Origin of the sequence: Peribacillus sp. NPDC058002, assembly GCF_042886655.1 — a bacterium.
Lineage (GTDB): Bacteria > Bacillota > Bacilli > Bacillales > DSM-1321 > Peribacillus > Peribacillus aracenensis.
In genome coordinates, this window is the sequence record NZ_JBHVQU010000005.1 from 29632 (window position 1) to 54307 (window position 24676).

22 protein-coding genes and 2 pseudogenes are annotated in these 24676 nt (G+C 36.4%); 20 read left to right on the forward strand and 4 right to left on the reverse strand.

Translation table 11 applies throughout. The annotated features are described in order from the left end of the window. Positions 1 to 4 precede the first annotated feature (4 nt). The 8 genes from ACFVSH_RS02240 (at position 5) to ACFVSH_RS02275 (ending at position 7608) form a co-directional block, all read left to right on the forward strand. Entirely contained in the window at positions 5 to 1357 is a 1353-nt protein-coding gene (locus ACFVSH_RS02240) for a type VII secretion protein EssB/YukC (protein ID WP_387704610.1), read from the forward strand. Further along, entirely contained in the window at positions 1358 to 2410 is a 1053-nt protein-coding gene (locus ACFVSH_RS02245) for a bifunctional lytic transglycosylase/C40 family peptidase (RefSeq protein ID WP_387704612.1), read from the forward strand. 12 nt (positions 2411 to 2422) lie between these two features. Further along, positions 2423 to 3019 carry a hypothetical protein gene (locus ACFVSH_RS02250; protein ID WP_387704613.1) on the forward strand — a complete coding sequence of 199 codons (597 nt, stop codon included), beginning with the start codon at positions 2423 to 2425 and terminating at the stop codon, positions 3017 to 3019. Between the two features lie 62 nt (positions 3020 to 3081). After that, on the forward strand, positions 3082 to 3516 hold the full coding sequence (locus ACFVSH_RS02255; RefSeq protein WP_387704615.1) for a hypothetical protein: 435 nt from the start codon (positions 3082 to 3084) through the stop codon (positions 3514 to 3516). 16 nt (positions 3517 to 3532) lie between these two features. Continuing rightward, positions 3533 to 5107: a VirD4-like conjugal transfer protein, CD1115 family gene (locus tag ACFVSH_RS02260; protein WP_387704665.1), complete on the forward strand. Its 1575-nt coding sequence runs from the start codon at positions 3533 to 3535 to the stop codon at positions 5105 to 5107. 1 nt (position 5108) lies between these two features. After that, positions 5109 to 5600 (forward strand): hypothetical protein, encoded by a 492-nt coding sequence (locus ACFVSH_RS02265; RefSeq protein ID WP_387704617.1) that lies wholly within the window; start codon positions 5109 to 5111, stop codon positions 5598 to 5600. A 13-nt stretch (positions 5601 to 5613) separates the two neighbouring features. Next, a complete protein-coding gene (locus tag ACFVSH_RS02270) occupies positions 5614 to 6456 on the forward strand; it encodes a conjugal transfer protein TrbL family protein (protein WP_387704619.1) in 843 nt (280 codons plus the stop codon). A gap of 663 nt (positions 6457 to 7119) precedes the next feature. Then, complete coding sequence (locus ACFVSH_RS02275; protein WP_387704620.1) at positions 7120 to 7608, forward strand: hypothetical protein; 489 nt, start codon at positions 7120 to 7122, stop codon at positions 7606 to 7608. A gap of 296 nt (positions 7609 to 7904) precedes the next feature. Here ACFVSH_RS02275 and ACFVSH_RS02280 read toward each other — a convergent pair whose 3' ends face one another. Genes ACFVSH_RS02280 through ACFVSH_RS02295 form a run of 4 tightly spaced genes read right to left on the reverse strand, consistent with a single transcriptional unit; the run spans position 7905 to position 11707 of the window. Next, positions 7905 to 9383, reverse strand: a complete 1479-nt coding sequence (locus ACFVSH_RS02280; protein ID WP_387704622.1) for a sodium:solute symporter family protein — start codon at positions 9381 to 9383, stop codon at positions 7905 to 7907. Then, complete coding sequence (locus ACFVSH_RS02285) at positions 9380 to 9580, reverse strand: DUF3311 domain-containing protein (protein ID WP_387704624.1); 201 nt, start codon at positions 9578 to 9580, stop codon at positions 9380 to 9382. The genes ACFVSH_RS02280 and ACFVSH_RS02285 overlap by 4 nt, the downstream gene beginning before the upstream one ends. A gap of 18 nt (positions 9581 to 9598) precedes the next feature. After that, positions 9599 to 10960, reverse strand: coding sequence for a dihydroorotase (locus tag ACFVSH_RS02290; RefSeq protein WP_387704625.1), 1362 nt, complete (start codon positions 10958 to 10960; stop codon positions 9599 to 9601). Positions 10961 to 10975: 15 nt separating this feature from the next. Continuing rightward, the gene (locus ACFVSH_RS02295) at positions 10976 to 11707 is read right to left on the reverse strand and encodes an IclR family transcriptional regulator (RefSeq protein ID WP_387704627.1); all 732 of its coding nucleotides are present in this window, start codon (positions 11705 to 11707) and stop codon (positions 10976 to 10978) included. Positions 11708 to 12352: 645 nt separating this feature from the next. Between ACFVSH_RS02295 and ACFVSH_RS02300 the strand changes: the two genes are divergently transcribed. From ACFVSH_RS02300 to ACFVSH_RS02355, 12 genes and pseudogenes are all read left to right on the forward strand, one after another. Beyond that, on the forward strand, positions 12353 to 12628 hold the full coding sequence (locus ACFVSH_RS02300; RefSeq protein WP_387704629.1) for a hypothetical protein: 276 nt from the start codon (positions 12353 to 12355) through the stop codon (positions 12626 to 12628). A gap of 188 nt (positions 12629 to 12816) precedes the next feature. Then, on the forward strand, positions 12817 to 12972 hold the full coding sequence (locus tag ACFVSH_RS02305) for a hypothetical protein (protein ID WP_387704630.1): 156 nt from the start codon (positions 12817 to 12819) through the stop codon (positions 12970 to 12972). 685 nt (positions 12973 to 13657) lie between these two features. After that, positions 13658 to 14308 carry an AroM family protein gene (locus tag ACFVSH_RS02310; RefSeq protein WP_387704632.1) on the forward strand — a complete coding sequence of 217 codons (651 nt, stop codon included), beginning with the start codon at positions 13658 to 13660 and terminating at the stop codon, positions 14306 to 14308. Continuing rightward, on the forward strand, positions 14301 to 15059 hold the full coding sequence (locus ACFVSH_RS02315; protein WP_387704634.1) for an IclR family transcriptional regulator: 759 nt from the start codon (positions 14301 to 14303) through the stop codon (positions 15057 to 15059). The genes ACFVSH_RS02310 and ACFVSH_RS02315 overlap by 8 nt, the downstream gene beginning before the upstream one ends. 16 nt (positions 15060 to 15075) lie before the next feature. Continuing rightward, a complete protein-coding gene (locus tag ACFVSH_RS02320) occupies positions 15076 to 16308 on the forward strand; it encodes a M20 family metallo-hydrolase (RefSeq protein WP_387704636.1) in 1233 nt (410 codons plus the stop codon). 1079 nt (positions 16309 to 17387) lie between these two features. After that, a pseudogene (locus ACFVSH_RS02325) lies at positions 17388 to 18829 on the forward strand (MFS transporter). A 94-nt stretch (positions 18830 to 18923) separates the two neighbouring features. Beyond that, positions 18924 to 20117 carry a M20 family metallopeptidase gene (locus tag ACFVSH_RS02330; protein WP_387704667.1) on the forward strand — a complete coding sequence of 398 codons (1194 nt, stop codon included), beginning with the start codon at positions 18924 to 18926 and terminating at the stop codon, positions 20115 to 20117. 877 nt (positions 20118 to 20994) lie between these two features. After that, the gene (locus tag ACFVSH_RS02335; protein WP_387704638.1) at positions 20995 to 21243 is read left to right on the forward strand and encodes a hypothetical protein; all 249 of its coding nucleotides are present in this window, start codon (positions 20995 to 20997) and stop codon (positions 21241 to 21243) included. A gap of 81 nt (positions 21244 to 21324) precedes the next feature. Further along, a complete protein-coding gene (locus ACFVSH_RS02340; RefSeq protein ID WP_387704640.1) occupies positions 21325 to 21504 on the forward strand; it encodes a hypothetical protein in 180 nt (59 codons plus the stop codon). A 243-nt stretch (positions 21505 to 21747) separates the two neighbouring features. Continuing rightward, positions 21748 to 22059 (forward strand): excalibur calcium-binding domain-containing protein, encoded by a 312-nt coding sequence (locus ACFVSH_RS02345; RefSeq protein ID WP_387704642.1) that lies wholly within the window; start codon positions 21748 to 21750, stop codon positions 22057 to 22059. 1031 nt (positions 22060 to 23090) lie between these two features. Continuing rightward, a pseudogene (locus tag ACFVSH_RS02350) lies at positions 23091 to 23246 on the forward strand (Glu/Leu/Phe/Val dehydrogenase dimerization domain-containing protein); the annotation flags it as partial. 602 nt (positions 23247 to 23848) lie between these two features. Then, complete coding sequence (locus ACFVSH_RS02355; protein ID WP_387704644.1) at positions 23849 to 24637, forward strand: IclR family transcriptional regulator; 789 nt, start codon at positions 23849 to 23851, stop codon at positions 24635 to 24637. Positions 24638 to 24676: the final 39 nt, after the last annotated feature.

The window sequence follows — 24676 nt, forward strand, 5'->3', positions numbered from 1 at the left end:
AACAGTGAAAATCCAATTATTTGAACTCGGAACGTTATTCATCCTTAAAAATAGGCACTATCGTTTAGAAATTGCGACAACTAAGGTGTTGGCTGAACGGGTAGAGGACCTTACAGAACTTCAGGAAGAACATCCGTATTTCTTTACACTGAAAGATATAAAAAAAGAAAACGATCGCTTGATTCTTGATTATGAAATGGAAGAAGGTTACCAACCTTTACAAATAGCCAAATCATATTCAACCGTATTACGGCTTGCGTTATTAAATCAGTTGCTAGAATTGGATCCTTTACACAATTTTAAGGGGAAAGTGCTGATCCACCCAAGAAACATTTTCTTTAAAGATATGAAAAAACTAAAGTTTCTATACAGAAGCAATCAATGGTTGCCCTTTGAAGGCCATATTGAAAAACTAGAACAATACAAAATTCTAACCCTATCTATGTTTTCCCGTTTCTCCTATGAAAAGTATAAACGGGAAAAAGAAAATCTGCTAAAAAAGGAAAAAGATGAATTTTTCTTCCGGATTGAAAATGCTAGCTCCGTTGAGGATTTGAAAGAGCTGATTGCGAGTAAACTTCAGGAGGAGGAAACGTTGCATTTTTTCGGATTAGAAGCGGAAAAACAAAAAATCAAAAAGCAAAAGAGGTTCCTGACAGGAATTTCTATCGGAATCTCTGCTGCAGTCTTTACTTTGGCTCTTTTTCTTCAACAAATGGCAGTCAAGGAAGCTGAAACGGCTTATGCAACAGAACTTGAAAAAGCTGAACAAAAATCGACATTTTATAAACTATTAAGTGAAGACAAATATGATGATGCCCTTTCCTTGTTGAAGAAAACGGGTGGTACAAAAAAAGAGTTTGGGAATCTTCACTTTGAAAATGGTGAATATCAAAAGGCAATAGAGGCAGACGATAACTTGATAAAGCCTAGTGTGGAAGCCTTATATAAAGCGGATAAAAAGGAAGAAATACTAGGATTAGAAGCCGAAAGTGACTATCTGGACATCGAAAAGAAAATAGTAAGCTATGATTACAGTGTTTTGTTATCGATGCAGGCTTTTACAAAGGATGAAGACCAACAACTTCGAATCGGACAAGCCTTTGCTGAACACGGGGATCTAACAGATGCCAACGATCTCAATAAGAGGTTAAAAAACAAAGAATTAACGGTTACGATCAGAAAAAAAGAATTGCAAAACCAAGTGGCTCAATTAGAACAACAAATAAAGCATCTCAAGAAAAAGAAAGGCGTGAAATCAAAAGATATTAAGGAACAGCTCTATCCAAAGAATAAGGAGCTCACAACCTATAAAACGGAACTTGATAAACTTGATAAGAAATCGGGTTTTAATTAAGTGTCCGCAACAGTTGCTGTGAAGGGAACCGTTTTTGTCGTCCGGTACTGGAAGGAAATTACGATAGGCGTCGTATTCTCCTTACTATTAATGGCGGGCTTATTACTCGGAACTCAATCTCAAGAGGAGCCAAAGGGATATATTAACTCGCCATTTGGAACGGCTAATGTTCCACCTCATATTGAACAATGGAAGGGCCTGCTTCAAGAATATACGACGAAGTACGGAATACCGGAATACACAGATTTTTTACTGGCCCTCATGTATCAGGAAATAGGAAACTCACAAACCTTGGATATTATGCAAAGTTCTGAATCTGTCGGGTTACCGCCAAACGCCATTCAAAACCCGGTGATGTCCGTGAATTTAGGGGTTCAACATTTTAAATCGGTGTTAGAGGATGGACAAAAAAACGGGGTGGATTTTCCAGCTATTGTTCAGTCATACAATTTCGGTTCTGGTTACCTGAGCTTTATTTCTGCAAACGGAAAAAAACATTCTATTGAATTAGCCCAACAATTCTCATTGGCCCAAACGGAAAAACAAGGATGGAGTTGTTCGGATTGGCGGGCACCTTACTGCTATGGAGACTATACGTATGTGGAGAAAGTGATGGGAAATCTAATGCCGACGGGAATTGCTGTCGGTGGTGAAGATGTTTCCCCATTGGGGGAACATGCATTTAATGCGATTATCACAGAAGCGAATAAATATGTAGGCTGGCCATATGTATGGGGAGGTTCAGATCCCCATAGAGGATTTGATTGTTCGGGATTTACACAATGGCTATTTGCTAAAGTGGGGATAAAGCTACCACGAACTGCTCAAGAACAATATGATGCGTCGTCGAAAATCCCGCCATCTGAAGCAAGACCAGGTGATTTTATCTATTTTACTGGAACTTATGAGACCAACAAATATATCACACATATCGGGATTTACATAGGAGATGGCAAAATGTTTGATTCTAACGGTTCGGGCATTGGAATCCATGACATACATTCGTCTTACTGGAAATCTCATTTAGCTGGTTTTGGTAGAGTGTCCCATTAGGAGGAAAACACCATGAATAAATTTTTCGCTATGTTGTTAGGACTATCCATCCTAGCGAACATGATTTTAGGACTTATGTATGTTGGTCAAAAGACCATGATGACTCAAGCAGAAGATCAAAATATCGAAACAAAAAAACAGATGGTTCAGTTGAAAAGTAAAGTGAATGCAAAAGACAAGGAACTGAATACCTTTCAACGGAATGCAGCCTATTATGAAATTGAACATAGTGAAGAGGTTAAAAGCTTTGTAGACGACACGTTTAGGGGACTATTTAATTACGATAACAAAAATTATGCTTCACGTTTTGATCAGGTCAAAGATCGGTTAGCGGAGTCCGTTATTTCAAAATTGAAAGCTTCAGGAGAAATGGGAAGTATGGAAATTGAATTCAAAAATGAAGTGAAGTCTTTACATGTTTATCTAAGTGCTGTTGAAAAAGACCAAGCAAAAGCGCTTGTAAAGATGGAAACACAATACTCGGTGGGTGGCAGTGAATTCCCAAGGAAAAATCAACTGTATGAGGTCACGATCGCTTTGAATGGAGAGAAAAGGCTCGTTGATAAATTAGAGTTAATGGGGTCCTTCGAACCTTTTGAAGAGAACTGAGTGCATCGAATGCTTTGTCGGATTTGCAGAGATTGAAAGTAATCAAAAAGGAGTGGATCCTTTTGAAAGTGATGGGAATACGCCTGTTGTTAATGGCCTTTTTATTAGCCATATTTGAACTGATTGTCATCAACATAGCTGGGATTCTTCCGTTTCTTGCGGCACATCAAGCCAACATATCCGGTGCCCCGTTAATGGCCTTTATCATGGAAAACCTCATGAACCCTATTGGAACATCCACCAGCATGATTGAAAAGAAGAATCCACTTTTCTTTATGGGTAGTGCAGCTGTAATCGTATTAGCCGTCTGTATGGTCTTTTTTACGAAGGGCGACAAGGGTAAATATGAATTGGCCGATAAATACAGTGTTCATGGTTCAAGTAGATTTGCTCAAAAGCACGAAATATTTATGCATGGTGAGATGGTTGAGGTTCCAGCCAAACAGCTTATGCAGGATCTTGATGCAAGTATGCTAGATTCGAAAGGGGAGAAATGACGTGGCTTCCGATTATATGAAAAATAATGGGATCATAGCAGGCGTTTTAAACCATTCAGTGATTGTACAGCCAACGGATTCAAACCTTCCAAACCGAAACCACTTTGTAGTCGGGGGCCCTGGTTCATCCAAAACTCAAGGGTATGTTGTGCCCAATGTGTTACATGAAAAAGAATGTTCCTTAGTGGTAACGGATCCCAAAGGCGAGGTCTATGAACTAACTTCCGAAGTCAAACGTAGACAGGGCTATGAAGTCCATGTGGTAAATTTTTCAGAAATGGGATACTCAGATCGATATAATCCCTTCGATTACGTTAGAGAGGAAATACAGGCTTCCACGGTAGCGAATGCCATAATAGCTTCTAAAAATGACCCGAAACGAAAAGATTTTTGGTACAATGCCCAATTTAGTTTGTTAAAAGCACTTATCTTATACGCCGTTCATGAATTACCACCTGAACAACGTAACATGATGGGTTTGTTAGATTTCTTACAGGAATTTGACCCAGAAGAAAGTAAAGACGGAGCAAGTGAGCTAGATGGACAGTTTTTAAGAATGGACAAATCACATCCAGCTAGAAGGGCTTATGAGTTAGGATTTAAAAAATCCCAAGAAAAAACGCGAGCGAATATTATTATTTCTTTACTTACGACGATAGGTGACTTTACTTCAAGTTCGGTCTCTCGATTTACAAGCTTTTCCGACTTCTTTTTAGGCGATGTGGGAAAAAGGAAAATGGCCTTATATGTGATTATTCCCGTTATGGATTCTACATGGGAAGGGTTAATTAATTTGTTTTTTAACCAAATGTTTCAGGAGTTATACAAAGTAGGAGCTCAACATAGAGCAAAGCTGCCTCAACCAGTGATTTTTATTTTGGATGAATTTCCAAACTTAGGAAAGTTCCCCGACTATGAAAAATTCTTGGCAACCTGCCGGGGCTACGGCATTGGCGTACTTACCATCGTTCAAAGCATCACTCAATTGCAAGAGAAGTATGGCCGGGAACAAGCAGAATCCATTTTAGGGAACTGTGGAACAAAAATCTGTTTAGGGAATGTCAATGAAACGACCGCTAAATACTTTTCAGGGTTAATGGGGAAAACCACCGCAAAAATGGAAACTGGTTCAATTTCAAAATCAAAAGGACAATCATCCAGTTCGTCTTCTTCCTCAAGCTTTTCTTATTCAGCACGCAACTTGATGAATGTTGATGAAATTTTAACGATGCATAAAGATGACGCTATCGTAATCATCACTGGAAAACACCCAATAAGGGTTAAAAAAGCCTACCAATATGTCCTGTTTCCAAATGTAACGAGCTCATTACGTGTAAGCCAATTAAGTTATCAGAATAAACCATCACAAGAGGTGTTGGATTGGCTTGAAGGGAAAAGAGAGGGATATAAGGAGTATTTTAGATCAACGGAACGGCAAGAAACATTAGAAAAAGCGGACGTTGAAATGCATGAGAAACAGGTCGTAAAAGCTGAAAAAGAGGCTGAAAGACAAGAGGAACTGGCCATGAGCTTCTTTTCTCAGATGAATGCTACTTCTAGTGCCAATCCATCAAAAAAAGGGGGATCATAAGTTGAAAAAAGTAACGTTGTTTATACCATCATTCATTTTACTTCTATTACTGGCCGCATGTAATGGGGGCGGTGAAGGCTTTGATCCGAAGGTTGAGCAAGAAAAGGCGACATCAGTGATAAACAGTGTGTTAACTTCATTTGAGGATCAAGAGAAGGTGGCTGAAGCAAAAACAAGTGATGAAGCAAATGTAACCGCTTGGAAGAAGTTAAAAGAAAAAAATATTGCTGCTCTCTCAGAAGATTTAGAAGTAGAGGATCAAAAGAGGTTACTTTATCTTTTGACGCTTAATAAAGCTGAAGATCTTAGTAATGGAGAAACAAAATCTAATATTTTATTTACGCATAATACAGAAATTAAAGATGTTTCACTTGACCAAGAAAAGAAGATATTTACTTTTGATATAGAGCGCAGCGGATTTGATCACAAATTGATTACCTTAGATAAACAGGAAGACGTTTGGAAAATCGTAACCGTTCAGGATTCTGAATAAGAGGTGAATCAATTTGTTTGATTTTAAGGAAAAGATCGTAGAAGCCATTCAGGGGATGCTAGAGGATTTTATTGAATGGGCTCTGTTAATGTGTAATGATCTTTTACTGAAGCAAAATGCTGAAGTCGAGTTCCTTTCATCCGTCAATAATCTATTGCTTGCCCTAACCTCAACGATAGCTGTAACGATCATTTTATATAAGATTATAGAGGTTATGTCTAGAAATGCGGCAGGAGATGCCGTTGCGTACGGACCTGTGATTGTAAATTCGTTAAAAAGCGCCCTACTGATTCCAGCGATGCCTTTTGTTCAGAAAATCTTATTAGAAGAAGTTGCTTATAATATGGGGAACTGGATGATTGGAGAAGGTAGTAGGGTTAGTAAGGAAAAAATAGCAGCTATGTTAGAACCCAGAAACTTTGAAACACTTCATTTCCAAGGGGCAGCACTTCTTATATTATTAGCTGTCTTTGCCTTAGCGTTTATTGCATTCTTGTTTTCAGTAGCGATATTCCATGCGGACGTCATGTTCCTATATTTATTAAGCCCTTTGGCATGTGTGTCGGTTATTGCGGATGATAATGAATATTTAGGAGTTTGGTGGCGTGAATTACTAAGTCTGATCGTCACGATCCTTTCCAAAATCTTTTTATTCGTTATAGCTTTAAGTATATTAATCAATGAAAATCTTACATTTCTTAATTTTCTATTACTCATGGGATGCTGTATTCTCTTGATTAAGAGCCCTTCGGTCCTTAGAAACATGTGGTATTCATCTGGGTCGGGCAGAGGCATGATGGGCGCTATGGGTGGGACAACCAAACTAGCTGCTAGAAGATTTTTATTAAAACGTTAATGGAAGGGCAACTCCATAAAACGTATTTAAGGAAACTTCCTTGGACGTGGCAAAGAGTTTAGATTAGTTTTCAAATCTAGTTTTCCACTTAACAAAGGCGAGGATTTAAGTATTGGGGAAACTCAATCTAATCTTGTATTTTTAAATAATACAGAATTCACAATCGGTTCTAAGAAACATGTGGTATTCATCTGGTTCAAGGGGATGAACCATGGGGGCTAAGAGTGGGACAACAAAACTTGCTGCTAGGAGATTCTTATTAAAAAGATAGAGAAAAGGCGACTTAATTGTCGTTTTTATTTTGCACTCAGAATAAAGGTGTTGAATTACATATTCTCTTATTCAACGTGCGATCATTCTAATTCTGGAATACATAAGTTATTTTAACAAAAAAACTGCTCGGTATGAGCGTGTAAAAGAACAATTCTCATAGAACCAGGAGACAAATTTATCTAGTTACTCTAGAGAGGTTTGCTTGTAAATTATTTCAGAAATAACCTCGGTAGAATATATATTTCAATTTAATATGCAAGTATACAAGGTGATTCAAAACAAGTGCTTCAAAGTGATTTGATTATGATTCGAATTGTATACAGGATGAGTTGAAGGAAGTATGGTGATGAATACAGAATAAGTCAATAAGAGGATTTAGGAGGGAATTGCATGACATACTTGGAACAATTTGCACGTAATCGGAGAAGAAGAGAAAAGACCGAGGTATTAACCGCACGCATTCCAGAAAGTTTGTACGGTGATTTCAAAGGTTACTGTGAAGAACTGAATTTATCTATCAGTGAAGCGGTTTGTCTGCTGGTAGAACGTGAAATGGCAGGGAATAAAAGGGTATCTGGAGAACTAACAATCACAGACGAATACAAAATGAATGATGATGTAGTCAATGTGAATACAGAGGTAGTCAAAAAGGTTGTAAAAAGAAATCAATCAAATGCAAATAGATTCGTAACGACACAATGGCAAGTAGACGCACAGCTTCCATGTCCATATTGTGGTCAGTGGCTGGCAGCGACGAACTTCTCCAGACATGCCAAGCGACACTTAACAACCACACAGGATATTTTCACGAATGAGAAATTTAGAGAGAAAATCAAAGAAATGATCCAGGTGAAAAAAGCTGAAAGTGAATCTAAATGAAGATATAATTTTGGATTAACAATAATATATAAGGATGAAGGGAGTTTATTCCTAGAATGAGCAATCAAATAATTAATACACATTTCCAAAGACGGTGTTCTAATGATTGACACAATAGAAGAAACTCGTCAAAAAAAAAGTAATCCTTTACTCATCAGGAGCAAAGGATTTTCAATTATCGGGGGAACACTTTACTAGTTTCACCAACTTTATAGATTTATATACATCTATTTTGGGAGAGAAATTAAGAGGTGAAAAAAGCAAGTATCCTTTTACAATTAGGGATATGATCGTAACTAGACCTGTTTAAAACTTTCCTTCATCACAGACGAATCAAATGATTGTTTTTTTGTGAATAAACTTACTATAAACATAATAACAATATTGGCAGCTAGTGCTATTATTCCAATATTTAAATCTTGAATCATAACTGGAAGTGAAGGAAATAATATTGCCATTGTTGTTTTAGTAAATGTTACGTAAATAACGATCGCTACACCTATAAACATTCCAAAGCCAGAACCATATTTTGTAATCGGATTGTTCTTACTTAAGCTCAAATACAATGATGGAGCCATTTGAGTAATTAAACTGAATGAAGTCAAATATAAAGTAGCCAAAGTATTATTTTCACTCATTGAGAAAAATGCACAAACTAATGATAACAAAACGACAAAGCCTTTTGCATAGACAGCTTTATTTTTATCAGAAATATTTGGCTTTAGAGGTTCTATCACGTTGGTCGTAATCATTGTTGCCGCTGACATTAACATCATCGATCCTGGAACTAGCGTTGCTAACAATCCTGTTGCACCTATAATACCGACAAACCATGGATCAAAAGTTTTCATTGAAAGTTCTAACATGGCAAAGTCTCCATTTTTTAAATCAGGAAGCTCAACAATTGCTGTATATCCAACAAAGTAAACAAATAACACCATAATAGCGTATATCGGAAGCAATACTGCATTTAATCGAAAAGCTTTTGCGTTTTTAGAGGCAAATATTGTAGGTGCATTATGTGGCCACATAAAGTACGCAAATGCACTTATTGCAACAGTTGAGACAAACCATGGAACACTTAATCCTTTCTCTGGCAGGTTTAATGCTTGAGGCTTAACTTCACTAACCGCTTGAAATAATCCCCCAAAACTTCCGTGGTAATGAATTGGTAAATATATTCCCAAAAATAAGATAACAAAGAATATTAAGAAATCTTTAACTACAGAAGTCCATGCCGATCCATGTATTCCTGAAACCATAACGTATACTAACAATGCAAACATTCCCACCCATACGGCTACATTCGAAGAGATAGCTCCGTACGACGTTGCTTCGACTAGTATTCCCATTGATTTAAAGAGTAACGTGATATACGGGATAAGAGCAACTACACCTACCAACGCAACAAATACTCCAAGTCCTGTACTATTATATTTTTTTGAGAAGAATTGGGATTGAGATACTACGTTGTTTTCTTTGGCATATTTCCAAATAGGAGGTAATATCCAATATGACGTTATGGTTCCTAGAGCAGTAAAAGCTAATAAATAAAAAGCTGCTGCACCGTTATTAAATGCTAAACCACTCGTTCCTAGTAATGTAAAAACTGAATAGGTTTCGCCGGCTAATAGTAGGAATACAAATATCCCTCCGAAGCCACGACCACCTATAGCCCATTGTTCCATACTCATATCTTTCCCACGTTTGGCTAAAAGTCCTAATACTATACTAATAATTAAAAATAAGGTGATAATTAACAGCGCTGTATTCATTCTTCTTCATTCTCCTTATTTATAGGATCCAAACGATAAATAACGAACATGATCATTGAACACAGAATTGCCCAAAGTATTATCCAAAACAAGAAAAATGGTATACCTAATACATATGGTTCAACTTTATTTACAAAAGCAGCCCCGCCCAAAATTGCTATAAATGGTAATATGGCTAAATAGTAATATACTTTCATATTACATCCCCCTTCAAATTATGTTGCTGCTGCACCGGCAATAAATTTACCGTATCCAGGGCTTTTAGTTACATTTACCCCATCGAAAACTTCTTCTCCACGTACAATTGTAGAAATAATTTTACAATTTAACTCTTGTCCATCAAATGGCGTTAATTTCGAGTAAGATTTAAATGAATGTTGATCAATAACAGTTTTTTGATTTGGATCAATTACAGTGAAGTCAGCATCATATCCAATACTGATTTGGCCTTTTCCAGGTATAGAGAATACTTCTGCTGGATGAGTAGACATTAAATTTGCAAAGTCATTGGGGGATAAGTCACCATTTGAAACTGTACTATTAAACATTAAAGGTGTCATAATCTCAACACCAGGCAACCCCGACGAAGCAAGGAAAATATTATCGTTTCCTTTAGTTTTTTGTTCTGCTCCCCATGGAGCATGATCAGAGGAAATTAAATCTATGTTTCCTTCTTTGATATGTTTCCACAAACCTCGAACTTCTTCTTTTTCTCTTAAAGGAGGATTATTTTTAGCAATAGGCCCATATTTATCTAAATCATCTACATCCATTAATAGATATGGATAACATGTTTCACAAGACACTTTTACTCCTTGAGCTTTGAATACATTAATCATATCTATTGTTCTCGGATGACTAACATGAACAATATGAAGTTTTACATTAGTCCAATACGCAAATTCCAATAACTTCAATACTGCACTTGTTTCCGTAACAGGGGGACGAGTCTCGTTATGTGCTTTGGGGTAAACCTTTCCATCTTTCTGATATTGATCAATCATATCTACGATTATTTCATCGTTTTCCGAATGAAAAGCTGCTCGAAGACCTGTCTCCTCAATTAGTTTCATTGCCCTTAATATTTCAGGATCCGAAATTCTAGGAAAACGATACTCATCAGTTTCAAAGGTAGACATCTTAAATGCAACAGCACCTGCTTCTGCTAAAGGAATAATCTGATCTGTTCCACCCGTTTTTGAAATCGTTCCCCATAAACAAATATCTACAACTGCTTCTTCTTCTAACTGTTCAACTTTCTTTTTGAATTGATCAACATTATTAATTGGATTAGGTAGGTCATACGGCATATCTAAAAATGTTGTAATACCACCTGCTGCTGCTGATGTACTAGTGGTAACAAAACCTTCATCGGGATTACTAAAGCAGTGAACATGTACATCAATCGTTCCAGGAAATACATACGAATCACCAAAGTCCTTAATATTTTCAGAATCTAGATTTCCTGACTCTTCATGAATACTAACTATTTTGCCTTCTGTAATTCCCACTTCACCTTTGATTACTTTATCTTTCAACACTATTTTCCCTTTAATAATGCTATCTACTTTATTCATAATTAAAAACTCCTTTTATAATTGATTCTCTATTTTTTCAACTGCTTTTTTCATTGCACTTACAATTTCATTCTTCTCTTTTTTCTCCATTCTTTCTTTAGGGCCTGCAATACTTAAAGAAGCAACTGGTTTATTATCACTGTCAAATATCGGCATGCCATAAGATATAACTCCCTCGTCAATTTCACTATCTGAAAATGAATAACCCTTCTGACGGATGTCCTCTAAATGATTTAACATTTCGTCCAAATCTAGAATAGTTTTTTTAGTATGTTTTTTTACAATTCCTCTTTTGAAAATATCCTCAACAATCTGATCACCCATATATGCCAATAGAGCTTTAGAGGAAGCACCACCGTAAATAGGAACAATATTTCCTTGTTCAGAAGAGACTTTTATTGGATGCCCTGATGGAACGGCTGCTAAACAAACAGCTTGTAAATTCGAATGTACCAATAAAATGGATGTTTCTCCTGTGGACCTTGTCAATTCTCTCATTGCTTCTTGTGATATTACAGGTAGATCAATATCCATTTTCACAATTTTAGCTAACTTTAAGAAAACATATCCCAAACTATACAATCCCGGAGAATGTTCAATAATATACCCTTTTTCTTTTAGAATCCTCATATGTCTATATACTGAACTTTGCGGTTGTTGTAATTTAGCTGCTAGTTCAGGAACAGAAAGTGTTCTTGTTTCAAAATCAAACTGTTCCAAAATTTCTAAAGTTTTTTCTGCACTCACTATAATCCCTCCTTTCACAAAATAATGAGACAATTTTAATGAATCATTATCAATATTAGATAATGCGTTATCTAATATTGATAAATATATATTATCTAAACGGATCTTGCAAGCGCTTTATTAATTTCATTTCATAACAAAAGTGAACGTGTAGTGTACATATTGAATCTTCTTTTTCACTCACTACCGGTACAATTAGGGAAATCCATAATGAACCAAATGAATTTGGTGATAAGTTGATAAATTCTATTAACGACGGTCAGAATACACCTCCAACGAAATTGGAAGTTTCAAGAGTAGATGATAGGTTACATTTTGATGTTTTAGATACAGACAAGAGTGACCTTATGAATCACACTGATTCGTGGAATTTTATTTGCAATTATTATTTAACTTTTCATTTGTTTATCTGTTAGGTGACCTGGAAAATGTATGGGAGTACTTCAAAAATGATTGTTTTAAGCTCTGATTTTAATATGCTAATAAATTACCTTTTTTTTGAACTTTCTGAACAAAAACTCCAATATTTCCGTACTTTAAGTACATCAACCATGAGGTAACCGTTAATTTCAGCAGTTCAATAAGAATGTGATAGAAATGGGGAATGAATGTTAATACAACGAAAGCAAAGAAATCTACGCTCAATTGATTAATAACTATAACGATATTTATCTTGATCGGTCAGGGGTGGAAAACGCTTGGCGAGTCGGATTGCCATTTTATCAGAAATTGGTTGTACCGAATCCGGGGGGGGCTAACCGTATCGGTTTTTCAAAAGAAGAGAAACAAGCAAAACTACTTGAGATGAAATGGATGGCGGAAGCGGGGATGGAGATAAAGGAGGATGGGGCCGGTAATATGTTTGGAAGATTCCAAGGCAGAGATAAAAATCTCCCTATTCTTTTATCATATTGCATATAGGCCTTACCCAATGGAGGGCATTTTGACGGTACGTTGGGTGTATTGGCTGCGATTGAAGTGGTTGAAGCGCGGAAAGAAACAAGTTATCTACCGGAACGTTCCTAACGAGGTGGTTATTTTCACTGACGTAGAAGGAGCGAGATTTAAACGGTTTTACCGGAAGCCGTGCAATAGTTGGAATCGTGGATATGGAGAAACAAAAGGCGTTAACTGATTATAAAGGTAGCAGTTTTGAGCAAGTACTTAATCAGGTCGGTCTTTCCAATGAACAATTTGCTTCTGCTAAACGAGAATTAGGGGAGGTGGAGGCGTTTATTGAAGTTCATTTTGAGATTTCAACTTGAAAGATGATGTATACCTGATGGCATTGTTAACGGTATTGCTGGTCCAAACTGGCTGGAAATCACCTATCTGGGAACCGCTAGACATGCAGGAAGCACTCCGATGTATCATAGAAAAGATGCTCTTGCAGCATCAGGAGAACTTGTTTACGCCATTCAATCTCTTCCAGGGATGGTGAGTTAAACTGCTGTCGCCATCGTTGTATCGTATTAGTAATAAATACGGCAAAAACATCTCCAAAAAACACAGGCTAGAATTGAAGTGCAACGAAATCATCAGAAACGAACTCTTGCCAATTAGTGAAAAATTGATGCTAAAATTAAAGAAATCTGTCCAGGCCAAACAGCATTAAACCTATTCTTTTGCCAAGCGGTGCGGGTCACGACTCCATGATTCTTGGGCGTTTTATTCCGACTTTTCGCGATAGATGTGTTGTTTTTTGAACTGCCTGTCACCTCCTAATGAATTAAATTAAGTCATTACCTACTTCCTTTCAGAACGCGAAAAAACATTCTGCAACACTTTTCATGTTTAATTACGATTACAGGCCATTTTGTGCATTTTAAATTTTTATTTTATTTCAGTAAATTGACAATGTAATCTACATTAGGTAATATTCTTACTATTCATAATATAGAAATGAAGGTTTCTATATTAGAAACAATAAATAAAAATTGGTGGGATATAATGATTACTTTAATTACAATTGGTCAGACTCCTAGACATGACTTGATGAAAGCGTTTAATTTAGGAGGTGTTATGGATGTTCAACTAATTGGTGCACTTGATAAAGTTTCTCTAGATGAAATTAATATGTTAGAAAAACTGTCTGGTGAAGAAAAATTATACGTCGTACTGAAAAATGGAATGGCGAATATTAATCACGAAATTATTGAACAAAAAGTTGGAAAATTAATAAAAGAATATGCGGATTCTTCTGAGGCCATTGCGCTGCTATGTATGAGCGAATTTAAATGTACATCTAATCAAACTGAAATAATTTATCCAATTAATGAAATGAAGGAAAAGGTACGAGATATAAAGCATAATGATACAACAATAATATTTGTCCCTATTAAGGAACAGTTGGAATCAGCAAAAATTAAATGGGACAGTGTGGAGGGAAAAAAACATTTTGTAGCTGTTCATCCTAAATCTGAAAGTGTACTGGATGAAATAAACAGGGAGATTAATTTGTATAATTCAAACCATGTAATTTTGGATTGCTATGGGTATGAATATGAATTGGTAGATGAAATTGAAAAAGAACATCATTGTACTTGCTATAACGCTCAAGATTTAGTTGTTAAAAAAGTTAAGGATATTACAAATGAGTAGTCCGGATATACTATCAACTTTAGATAAAGGATTACAAGTAATAACGTATCTATCGATAATAAACAGACCAATATCCATTGGAGAATTATCGAAGGAAATGAATATAAATAAATCAACCATGTTCAGAATATTAAAAACCTTACAAAAAAGAGGCTTTGTTTTCCAACAAGACAATGGTGATTATAGCTTACGAGTTGAGGAATTTAATATAATTGTTGATCGTTTTGATCAAAACGAAGCTTTGCAGCGTATATTAAGGTCCGAACTAGAAAAATTATCTAAACAATGTGCAGAGACCGTGACACTATCTGTTCTAGTAGATGAAAAAGTGGAATGTATTGATAAAATAGATAGTCATGAATCCGTACATGTCACCCATATCATTGGAAGATATTCCCCTTTACACGCTGCAGCATCTGGGAAAGTAGTTTTGGCTTTTATTCCTCAACCAAAGATAGATACTATCATAAATGGAAAGGAATTAGAAAAGTTTACAGATTCCACAATAGTATCAGTGAGAATACTTGAAAAAGAATTAATAGAAATAAAGAAGAATGGTTTTGCAGTTAGTCACGGGGAATTAGATTTAGGCATCAGTGCAGTTGCAGCACCTATATTCTCAAAAACCGGAAAAATCATAGGATCTGTAAGCATATTAGGAATAAGTCAAAAATTCACGGAAGAAATAATAAATGACTTTGCAAAAAAAGTTTTAGAGGCATCAAGTAAGATGTCTTTATTATTGAAATAATTAATGAGGTGAAGAAATGGAATTAATAAACAAAGAAAGATTATGGGGAACAATTCATGAATTAGCGGCAATAACTATTGAGCAGCAACCTTGGACAAGAAGGTCCTTTACTGCAAAGTATAATGAAGGTCGAGAATGGTTGATAAATCAAATGAGAGATATAGGTTTAGAAGTAGAAGTGGATGAAGCATCTAATGTAATTGGGCGATTAATTGGAACAGAACCTAATCTGCCTCCTATTGTTATTGGTTCTCATACGGATACCGTTCCAAATGGCGGAAGATTTGATGGAATCGCTGGTGTTCTAGTAGGTTTAGAGATTGTAAGATCATTAAAGGAACAAAATATTCCAATTAAACATACGGTTGAAATTGTCGATTTTACCGCTGAAGAACCATCTGAATACGGGCTATCCACAGTTGGGAGTCGTGCGTGGTCTGGTAATTTAACAGAGGAAATGCTGTCTTACACCAATTCTGAAGGGCAATCATTAGCAGACGCTATATCATATGCGGGGGGAAACCCGAAAGAAATACACAAGTGTAAAAAAGAGAAAGATTCAATCGCTTTATACCTAGAATTGCACATTGAACAAGGACCTGTGTTATTAAAAAAGAATGCCAATTTAGGAGTTGTGACAGGGATTGTAGGAATTCAGCGCTATAAGGTTTCTGTAGATGGAATACCAAATCATTCTGGAACAACACCAATGGATATGAGAAATGATGCGCTAACAGCAGCATCTGAAATGACACTTTCTTTGGAAAAAGAGGCCAATGAGAAATTTGAGCAGCCTGTTGTTGGAACTGTTGGCGTATTTAATAATTTCCCTAACGCTTCCAATGTGGTCCCTGGTAAAGTAGAATTTGCAGTTGAAATTCGTAGTATTTCTGAAGACGTTATTGACAAAGTAGCCAATGAATTTTTATTAAAGGTTAATTCAATAGCAGATAAGAGAAATGTTAAAGTGAGGACTGAAAATATTTCTCGTTCTAAATCAATAGTAGTAAGGGATGAAATTAAAAATTTATTAAATAAATCATGTAGATCTATAACTGATAAAGTGATTGAATTACCAAGTGGAGCAGGTCACGATGCAAATCAAATGTCATTGTTAGCACCAGTAGGGATGATATTCATACCATGTAAAGATGGTAGAAGTCACTGTCCAGAAGAATGGGCAGAGAAAGAAGATTTATATTTAGGAGCAAAGGCAATGTTAAATGCTGTTCTGGAATTTTCAAAATAGGTTTTTAAAAACCATTTTTCATTATTAAATGATTAATGGTTTTTTTGTTGTTTAGGTAAATGCATTTATTGTGAGAGGCAAGAAAAATTCATGTTAGTAACCGGTCAGTTACCCTCCCCGCCGGTAGGGCACTTGAATATTTTCGACAGTCAAACCAACGTTTATTACTTTAAAAGATGCATTTTTAACATAGGAGAGTACTTAATTTAATCCTGTTAGAAAAGTATCTATACTAAGAAAAACGGGGGTTTGCATAGAATACATCTAATATCAAGGAGGAGTTGTATACATTTCCAAATTCATATAGAAGAAAGTAATATGATAGCCGTTAGATTTACCTACTAAGAGACTAAGATAAATTAAAAGCCCTCAAGCCTCCAGCATTATCGTCTAGTTAAGAACTGTTAGTTCAGTTCGCTAAATTATTTTGAGAATCTTACTGATCGTTTTAACTTCAAGGTAAAGGCAGATAGCCTTATATCGTTCATACATTTTGTCAGATGAAAAAATTATTAGTTCAATTTATTAGCAAGATTTTCTATGAAATTCCCTATCAAAGTTTGCCCTAATAAGCAAATAGGTGAACAACTTGTTACGTTTATATGGGGTTCCGTTTGTTATTATGAAGTTTTTGCTCCCAGCATCAGGTATTCGGTGGATAGTGTTTCGCCGCTGTAGAGGGGGTACTTGAGCCAGAAAAGCAACTTCCCCGCATCGTAATACAGCCACAAAAATCGAAGGCAAACAAGAAGATGCAGCTTCAAGAGAACCAGTCAAACACCTAACGCACTGGGAAGTCCAAAAGAAGATGGATGCTAGAAAAGCTAAAGTATTGCCTTCCATATCCGTTAAACGTTCGGAGGGCAGGAAACCCAAAGCGGAATATTTTAGAATTAATCAGCAAATATTTAAACAGGAACATATAAATAATCAATCACTGCGTCGTTGTTAGTGGGATAAAAATGGAAGTGCAAAAAGTTCTATGAAAACTAATTGAGCGTGTAGGGTCTTTTCTATTTGTTGGGTGGGAAGGCCATGCAATCGTCCTTGACAAACACGCTGGTAATGGAGGTGTAATTATGGAAACAACAAGTTATAAAGGCACAAATAAAATGATTACAGGAATTGTATTTGGGGTCATCACATTTTGGCTCTTTGCCCAGTCTATGGTCAATGTTGTTCCTGCCGTTCAGAAAGATTTAGGCATTTCACTTGGCACATTAAACATAGCAATTAGTTTATCTGCCTTGTTCTCAGGTATGTTTATCGTTGCAGCTGGTGGCCTTGTAGATAAGATTGGACGTAAAAAAATTACGTATTTAGGGTTAATTTTAAGCATTATCGGTTCCCTGCTTATTGTTTTGACTCAAGGCGCAGCATTATTAATTATCGGACGTATCCTCATAGGGATTTCAGCAGCATGTATTATGCCTGCAACAATTGCTTTAGTGAAAGCTTATTATGAGGGGGCTGATCGCCAACGTGCCCTCAGTTACTGGTCCATTGGTTCTTGGGGTGGCTCAGGTGTTTGTTCACTTGCTGGTGGTGCCATAGCAACATATATGGGCTGGAGATGGATTTTCATCTTTTCGATTATTTTCGCTCTTCTTGCGATGTGGCTTATTAAAGACACTCCAGAAAGTAAAGCAGAATCAACTGGTGCTTTTAAATTTGACTATACTGGATTAGTTATTTTTATCATTACGATGCTTGCATTAAACCTTTTCATTACTCGCGGAGAAGATTGGGGTTGGACAAGTACAATTACATTAATCTGTGCGGTTATCCACAATCATCGGGATTATCGTATTCGTCAAAGTGGAAAGAAATAATGACATAGCTCTAATTGACTTCTCTTTATTTAAAAATAAACCATACGCAGGAGCCACATATTCAAATTTCTTGTTAAACGCTGTAGCTGGAACACTTGTGGTTGCTAATACGTATGTTCAAGTTGGTCGCGGATTTACGGCGTTCCAGTCTGGATTGTTATCAATCGGGTATTTAATAGCAGTACTTGCAATGATTCGTGTTGGGGAGAAAATTTTACAAAAATCCGGGGCAAAATCTCCAATGATTTGGGGAGCTATAATAACAACAGTTGGTTGTGCACTAATGGGCTTAACATTCTTACCTGGTTTTTCCTATACTGTTGCCGTGTTCATTGGATTTGCTTTATTCGGTCTTGGACTTGGAATATACGCAACCCCCTTCTACAGATACTTCTGTATCTAATTCACCTCCTGATAAAGTTGGAGCAGCAGCAGGAGTTTACAAAATGGCAAGCTCACTTGGTGGAGCGTTCGGAGTTGCGATTTCTGCTACTGTTTATGGTGCCATTGCAGCAGTTAGTAGTGTCGAAGTTGCTGCAACAGCGGGTATTATCGCAAACGTAATCTTTGGTATACTTTCAATCATTTCTATAATAGCATTAGTGCCAAAAGATACTGGAAAAACAACAAACGAAAAAGCAGCAAAAATAGATTACAAGGACAATACTGAGCCAGAACCAAGTCATTAAATAAAAAAATGGGTATAGTGATGAATTGAATAGGTCTCAAGCCTTTTCATTAATCAAATTAAGGAGGAATGACAAAGTGCTATTGAACGAATTAATGAAGAAAATCGATGAAAAAAAAGAGTGTATTATTGAGATTCGCCGCTTTCTTCATGAACATCCAGAACTTTCATTCCAAGAAGAAGAAACTGCTAAATACATCGCAGAATTCTACAAGAATGTACCAGTCGATTCTGTAGAAACAAATTTCGGTGGTCAGCGTGGAATTGTTGTAACAATAAAAGGGTCAAAACCAGGAAAAACCATCGCGATCCGTGCTGACTTTGATGCATTACCAATCAAGGAAGAAACAGGTCTTCCCTTCGCATCAAAAAATGAAGGTGTTATGCATGCTTGCGGTCATGACGGACATACAGCCTATATGTTGATATTAGCTGAGTCATTAGCTGAAGTGAAGAATCAATTAAAAGGTACAATTAGAGTCATCCATCAGCCTGCTGAGGAAGCTCCTCCTGGTGGCGCACTCGGTATGATAAAAGCAGGTGTCCTTGAAGGTGTTGATACAGTCATTGGAATTCATGTAATGAGCAACATGGAAACAGGAAATATTTATTATAGAAGTGGAAACACGCAAACAGGAAGATCTTATTTTAAATTAGTTATTCAAGGTAAAGGTGGACATGGTTCCTCTCCACATCTAGCAAATGATGCCATTGTTGCAGCAAGTTCATTCGTCATGAATGTACAAACAATCGTTAGCCGCCGTATCAACCCATTTGATACAGCTTCGATTACCATTGGTAATTTTGATGGAAAAGGTACATTCAATGTAATCAAAGATGCAGTTACAATTGAAGGGGATGTTCGAACAATGTCTCCTGAGACTCGAGAAATCATACAAACACAAGTGCGTACCTTTGCGGAAGGATTAGAAAAATCATATGGAGTAAAATCTATTCTTGAATATAACAATGACTATCCTGTTCTATATAATGATCCTGAAGTAACTGAACATGTACGTCAAGCTCTAGAACATGCATCCATACCAGAAGTTGAAGCTGTTTTGGAAACACCCCCACAGCCACCTTCAGAAGATTTTGCCTACTACCTTGAAAAAGTACCAGGATGTTTCTTCTATGTTGGTGCTATTCCTGAATCAGGTGAAGCATACCCACATCATCATCCTAAATTTGATATCAATGAAAAAAGCCTTATCATTAGTGCTAAAGCGATGGCTGCTGTTGTAGCTTCTTACAGTGATGGAATTTCAGCAAAAGAAAGTAGAAATTAGAAACATTAGAACAGATTTCAGTTATTCCAGAATAGGGCGCGTTTATTTAGGAACGCGTCTTTTTTATTTATAGGACCAGCATTCCTGAAATGAATAAAAATGAGTTTTGGGTATCAAAAAGGCCTCTGGGTATGATTAAAAGGTTCTGGTGCAAATATGACCTGTTAGAAACATAGAATCATAAAAAATCCTTTTCATCTATGAATTATGTGGCTACTCCAAATAATTTATGTATAAGTTCAATCTCGCTTTGGACAGACTTCACCCCTTCTTGAAGTTGTTCTTTTTTCAGCATTTGCATCACCTCCACCTCACAGATGATTTGTTCGGCTTAAAGTTATTTTATTTTAGATGTTGCAAAACCTGTTTGCATGCTTTCCCCACATATACATCTTCCTTCAAACATTGTGGCTCTTGTTCACCTGCTCTTCATTCCTGGATGGATTCATTGTGGAAAGCATTCAGATAATGGACTCCTTTGCTATCCATTAAAGTTACACAAAAATTATCGTCGTTTAGCATTCCCGCAACCCCATTTCGTCGATAGTTTTTATACGTACTACCCTAAGTTTCCAAGGAATATTGAGAAACTGGGGCATCCATAACAGCTAGATTAAGGTTTTACATTCATTTTTCCCCTTTCTTCATTGAACATATAAGAATCTTTTTCTCTGTCTGATATTTATTTTTGGTGAGTTATATAAGGTAAAAGAGAGAGTCTTTTACCTTATATATTCTTCAGGATGCTACTAGCGTTATTTTTATATCGTGTCCCAGCCTGAACATTCAAGGTCAGCAAGTTGTCGAGAGAGCAACAACTAATACACTTGATAAGATGGGGGATGCTGGGGAATCAGGATTCAAGGGAGCCAAAAGAATGGTCGCCAAAGCTTACAGAAGCCACCAAAATAAAAAGCGTCATGAAGAATATCAGTCAAGAAAAGAAGGCACGGGCCGAAAGACCTTTACCCATCCACCCGTAGCAAACAGTGGAAGGTCAGAACACCGAAAAGCGGTTGGTGAGAATACACCTCAAAAACCAGGTGTAGGGGGAAATCAAAGGCAACAAGCAATCGGAAAAGGGTCAATCCATACAACAACGGGTGTGGAACGGTACCACCATTGATGCCTTGCGTATATGCATATTCACCTGGACAATACCATACTATGTAGGTAAATGGAAAGCATGTCCCCATTTGTGGGCCGAGTGAAAGAAGAAGACATGTTTGAATTTGGAAGTGGTTTCGAGATCTTTATTGAGAATTCTGCTGTTTTAGAAGTAAAGTTAGTTAATGTACATTCTAAGGAAGTTATTCCTACGCAGGTTAAATCGTTGACTAAAACCGGTGAATTTTCAGTTAAAGAAATGTCTAATACTATGCTTTGATATTTATCAAGATTATGTAAGTTGTGTTAGATAACTTAAATTTTGAAGCAATTGATTGTTCAGGTACGATGATTAATTTTGGTCACAAAATGAAGTTTAAACGCAAGGTTTCCAACCATTTGAAAAAGTAATAGTTTGATATAGCCTTTTTAGGGGCTAATTTTTTTGAAAAAACATTTGCGGAAATTTGGTTTTAGATGGAGAATAAAGGTTGAATTTATAGTTCTAAGGGGGTAGGGGTGAATGAAGAAATTATTAAGTGTAGTATTGTCATTTGGTTTAGTTTTAGGAATATCAGTTGGTACAGGAAATGGTGATGAGGTAGAAGCTGCATCCAAAACGTATAAAAATTGCACAGAGTTTAACAAGAAGTATTCCAAAGGTGTTGCAAAGTCTTCTAAAACTAAAAACAAGGTAGTTAGTAAGAAAACGAAAAAAGTAACTTATAAACCACTGTCTAAAGGCACTAAAATTTCATCTACAATCTATAAGGAAGCAATGAAAAATAATGATGATTTAGATCGTGATAATGATGGAATTGCATGTGAAAAGTAATAAAATAAGCCTGCTGCAAAGTGGGCTTAGGAAAGAAGAAGTTTCGTTCTGCCCAAGCGTCCGACTTTATTTCATTAAAGTTGGACGCTTTTTCGCTTTAATTGGAAGGAAGAATCAACCCCGAAGTGGCAGGCTAAAAAATAAGTGAATTCATTATAATCAAAGCAAGGAAGTACATTCATCTAATTAAAGCAATTGTTTATTTTTATAGCTGCATTTTCACAATTATTACTTGTTCACGTTATATACGTTACGAGCTCACTGGTCGCTTAAAATGATAAAATCATCATTTGCCACAATTCAATTAGTTGAATAAACATATATTTTCATGTTTCTATACTTTATAAAAAGCTCCAGGGGCTCAATCGTAATTCTTTTTAAATACCTTGTGAAAATAAGGATTGGTACCAAGCCGCAGCTTTCGGTTCAAGAGAGAGGGATGGTAAACAAATCATCTTTGCGTAAAATCTCTGTTTTACACATAAGTGGACAGGAATTAATGTTTAGTATCTAAAGTTTCTTTGAGCGTTTCCTTTTTGTTCATAAGTAATATCGGTTGACTTTATTTAAAGGGGTTCGAAAGAGCAGGAAAAGTTTTAGCAGGTACGGCGCTTGAAGTGATGAAAAATCCAGAACTTCTTGAGAAATGTAAACGTGAGCTAAAAGAATAACTTGGCGAAGAAGCCTACATTTGTCCAATACCAAAAGATGTAGATCCGTCTCTACTAAGATAAAGAATTTGCAATGTAACAAACACCCTGTGATATAGTTGCATTCCACGGATTCTGGGGTGTTTTTGGCATCCTTATCTATCACTACCATAGAGAAAGATAAAAAGAAGAAGGATTGTTAGGTAAATAAACGCATGATATGGTGATTCGATTTGCATCGCCATTTGTGATTTCATAAGAAGATTTTGATTGAGAGGGTATTAAAAGATAAAGAAACGACAACAAGAGGTATGATTGGAAATTTTTATTCTACAATGGGGTGGTATAATGTCTGCTAAGAGGACAATGTATTCAAGTTAAAAAGAGCCTATTCGAATGCTGACGGTTCGTATCCCTGTCAAAATGGATGACGGTTCTGTTAAAATCTTTACGGGCTATCGTCCCCAACATAATGATGCAGTAGGCCCTACAAAAGGGGGCGTGCTTTTCCATCCGGAAGTGAGCGAAGAAGAGGTAAATCATTCTCCATTTGAATGAGAAAAGAGCTAGATGTGCCTATCTATCCTATTTCGACTGCTTTGCCAGAGGTGATTGAGAAAATCAGGGAGCTTATAATGCTAATCGCTTAAGCCGCCTTCTCGGTTCCGGCTGTTTCAGTGACTACTATCTGCCAATAGGAAAGGTACTACTCGGCAAAGGATTTACAGAACCAACTTTAATCAAAATAGCTTACTCTTTCCAAGAAGGAACTCGCCATCGGAAAGATCCGATACTGAAATCTTCATACAAAGGAGAGCTAATTAATTAAAGTTTATGATTGGCTCTCCATTTGTACACTTAAATAAAAATAACTGAGGGTCAGGAGCTCCCTGTGAATCAAAATAAATTTAACATGGTTTGTATGAGGGAAAACAAGGACTTACGAGGTTTACGTTCTTTAATTCCACATGTAGCAAAATTAGGTTAGAGCCTATTCGATGTTTTCCTGATCTTTTGAATATCCTAATGGAATTTTGTAGAATTTTTATTGACAAATGTATTTTAAAAAGTGTACCCTAAATACAAATAAATAAATTTCCGAACAGTGTTTGTATATGTGAACAAGGGAGGTGTAAGTTATGAGCAATGTAAAATTAAATAAATCAGCATCACGAGTTATGGATATATTGGTTTTGTTGTCCAGAGAGGATCAACCATTAACTGTATCAGAAATTAGTCGTGAATTAAATGTCCCTAAGAGCAGTACTTTTGAAATTTTAACTACGATGGTTGAAAAAGGTTTTCTTCAAGTCGATGATCACTTAAAGATCTATAAATTAGGTTTGAAATTATTCGAAGTGGGTGCGGCCTATCTGTATAATACAGATTTGCATAAAGAGGCTAGACCCTACCTGGAAACATTGATGACCAAAACGGGTGAAACGGCATTTTTAGCCATTGAGTCTGATGGTGAAGTTGTTTATTTAGACAAAGTGGAAGCTCCTTCCTCTATTAGAACTACTGCAACGTTAGGGAATCGTAATCCCATGTATAGAACCGGCTTAGGTAAGGCTATCTTAGCGGGATATTCTAATGACAAAGTAAGAGAATTAATGGGCAATACGGAATTTATCCAAAGAACATCAAATAGTATTACAAGTTATAATAGTCTTATTGAAAACTTGAATCAAATTCGCCAAAGAGGCTATTCCATTGATGATAGAGAAAACGAAGAAGATGTTTTTTGTATAGCTGCACCTGTTTATGATGAATCCAACCGTCCAGTTGCCGCAATCAGTGTTGCCGGGTTGGCGACAAGGATGAAGGATGATGAAAAGGATAAATATTCCGAATTTTTAGTTGAGGCAGCTTTAGGGATTTCAAAGCGACTTGGATATAGAAACGATCGACTTTTCATTAATAATTAATAGAGAAGTCGAGATTTTTTTAAACATAATACCGAACAA

Excerpts from the sequence above, each read along its gene's own strand:
- ACFVSH_RS02305 (WP_387704630.1), top strand. The coding sequence starts at position 12,817 with ATGGAGAAACAAAAGGCGTTAACTGATTATAAAGGTAGCAGTTTTGAG.
- ACFVSH_RS02345 (WP_387704642.1), top strand. The coding sequence starts at position 21,748 with ATGAAGAAATTATTAAGTGTAGTATTGTCATTTGGTTTAGTTTTAGGA.
- ACFVSH_RS02330 (WP_387704667.1), top strand. The coding sequence starts at position 18,924 with ATGAAGAAAATCGATGAAAAAAAAGAGTGTATTATTGAGATTCGCCGC.
- ACFVSH_RS02355 (WP_387704644.1), top strand. The coding sequence starts at position 23,849 with ATGAGCAATGTAAAATTAAATAAATCAGCATCACGAGTTATGGATATA.
- ACFVSH_RS02250 (WP_387704613.1), top strand. The coding sequence starts at position 2,423 with ATGAATAAATTTTTCGCTATGTTGTTAGGACTATCCATCCTAGCGAAC.
- ACFVSH_RS02275 (WP_387704620.1), top strand. The coding sequence starts at position 7,120 with ATGACATACTTGGAACAATTTGCACGTAATCGGAGAAGAAGAGAAAAG.
- ACFVSH_RS02290 (WP_387704625.1), bottom strand. The coding sequence starts at position 10,960 with ATGAATAAAGTAGATAGCATTATTAAAGGGAAAATAGTGTTGAAAGAT.
- ACFVSH_RS02335 (WP_387704638.1), top strand. The coding sequence starts at position 20,995 with ATGGTCGCCAAAGCTTACAGAAGCCACCAAAATAAAAAGCGTCATGAA.
- ACFVSH_RS02310 (WP_387704632.1), top strand. The coding sequence starts at position 13,658 with ATGATTACTTTAATTACAATTGGTCAGACTCCTAGACATGACTTGATG.
- ACFVSH_RS02315 (WP_387704634.1), top strand. The coding sequence starts at position 14,301 with ATGAGTAGTCCGGATATACTATCAACTTTAGATAAAGGATTACAAGTA.
- ACFVSH_RS02260 (WP_387704665.1), top strand. The coding sequence starts at position 3,533 with ATGAAAAATAATGGGATCATAGCAGGCGTTTTAAACCATTCAGTGATT.
- ACFVSH_RS02285 (WP_387704624.1), bottom strand. The coding sequence starts at position 9,580 with ATGAAAGTATATTACTATTTAGCCATATTACCATTTATAGCAATTTTG.
- ACFVSH_RS02320 (WP_387704636.1), top strand. The coding sequence starts at position 15,076 with ATGGAATTAATAAACAAAGAAAGATTATGGGGAACAATTCATGAATTA.
- ACFVSH_RS02280 (WP_387704622.1), bottom strand. The coding sequence starts at position 9,383 with ATGAATACAGCGCTGTTAATTATCACCTTATTTTTAATTATTAGTATA.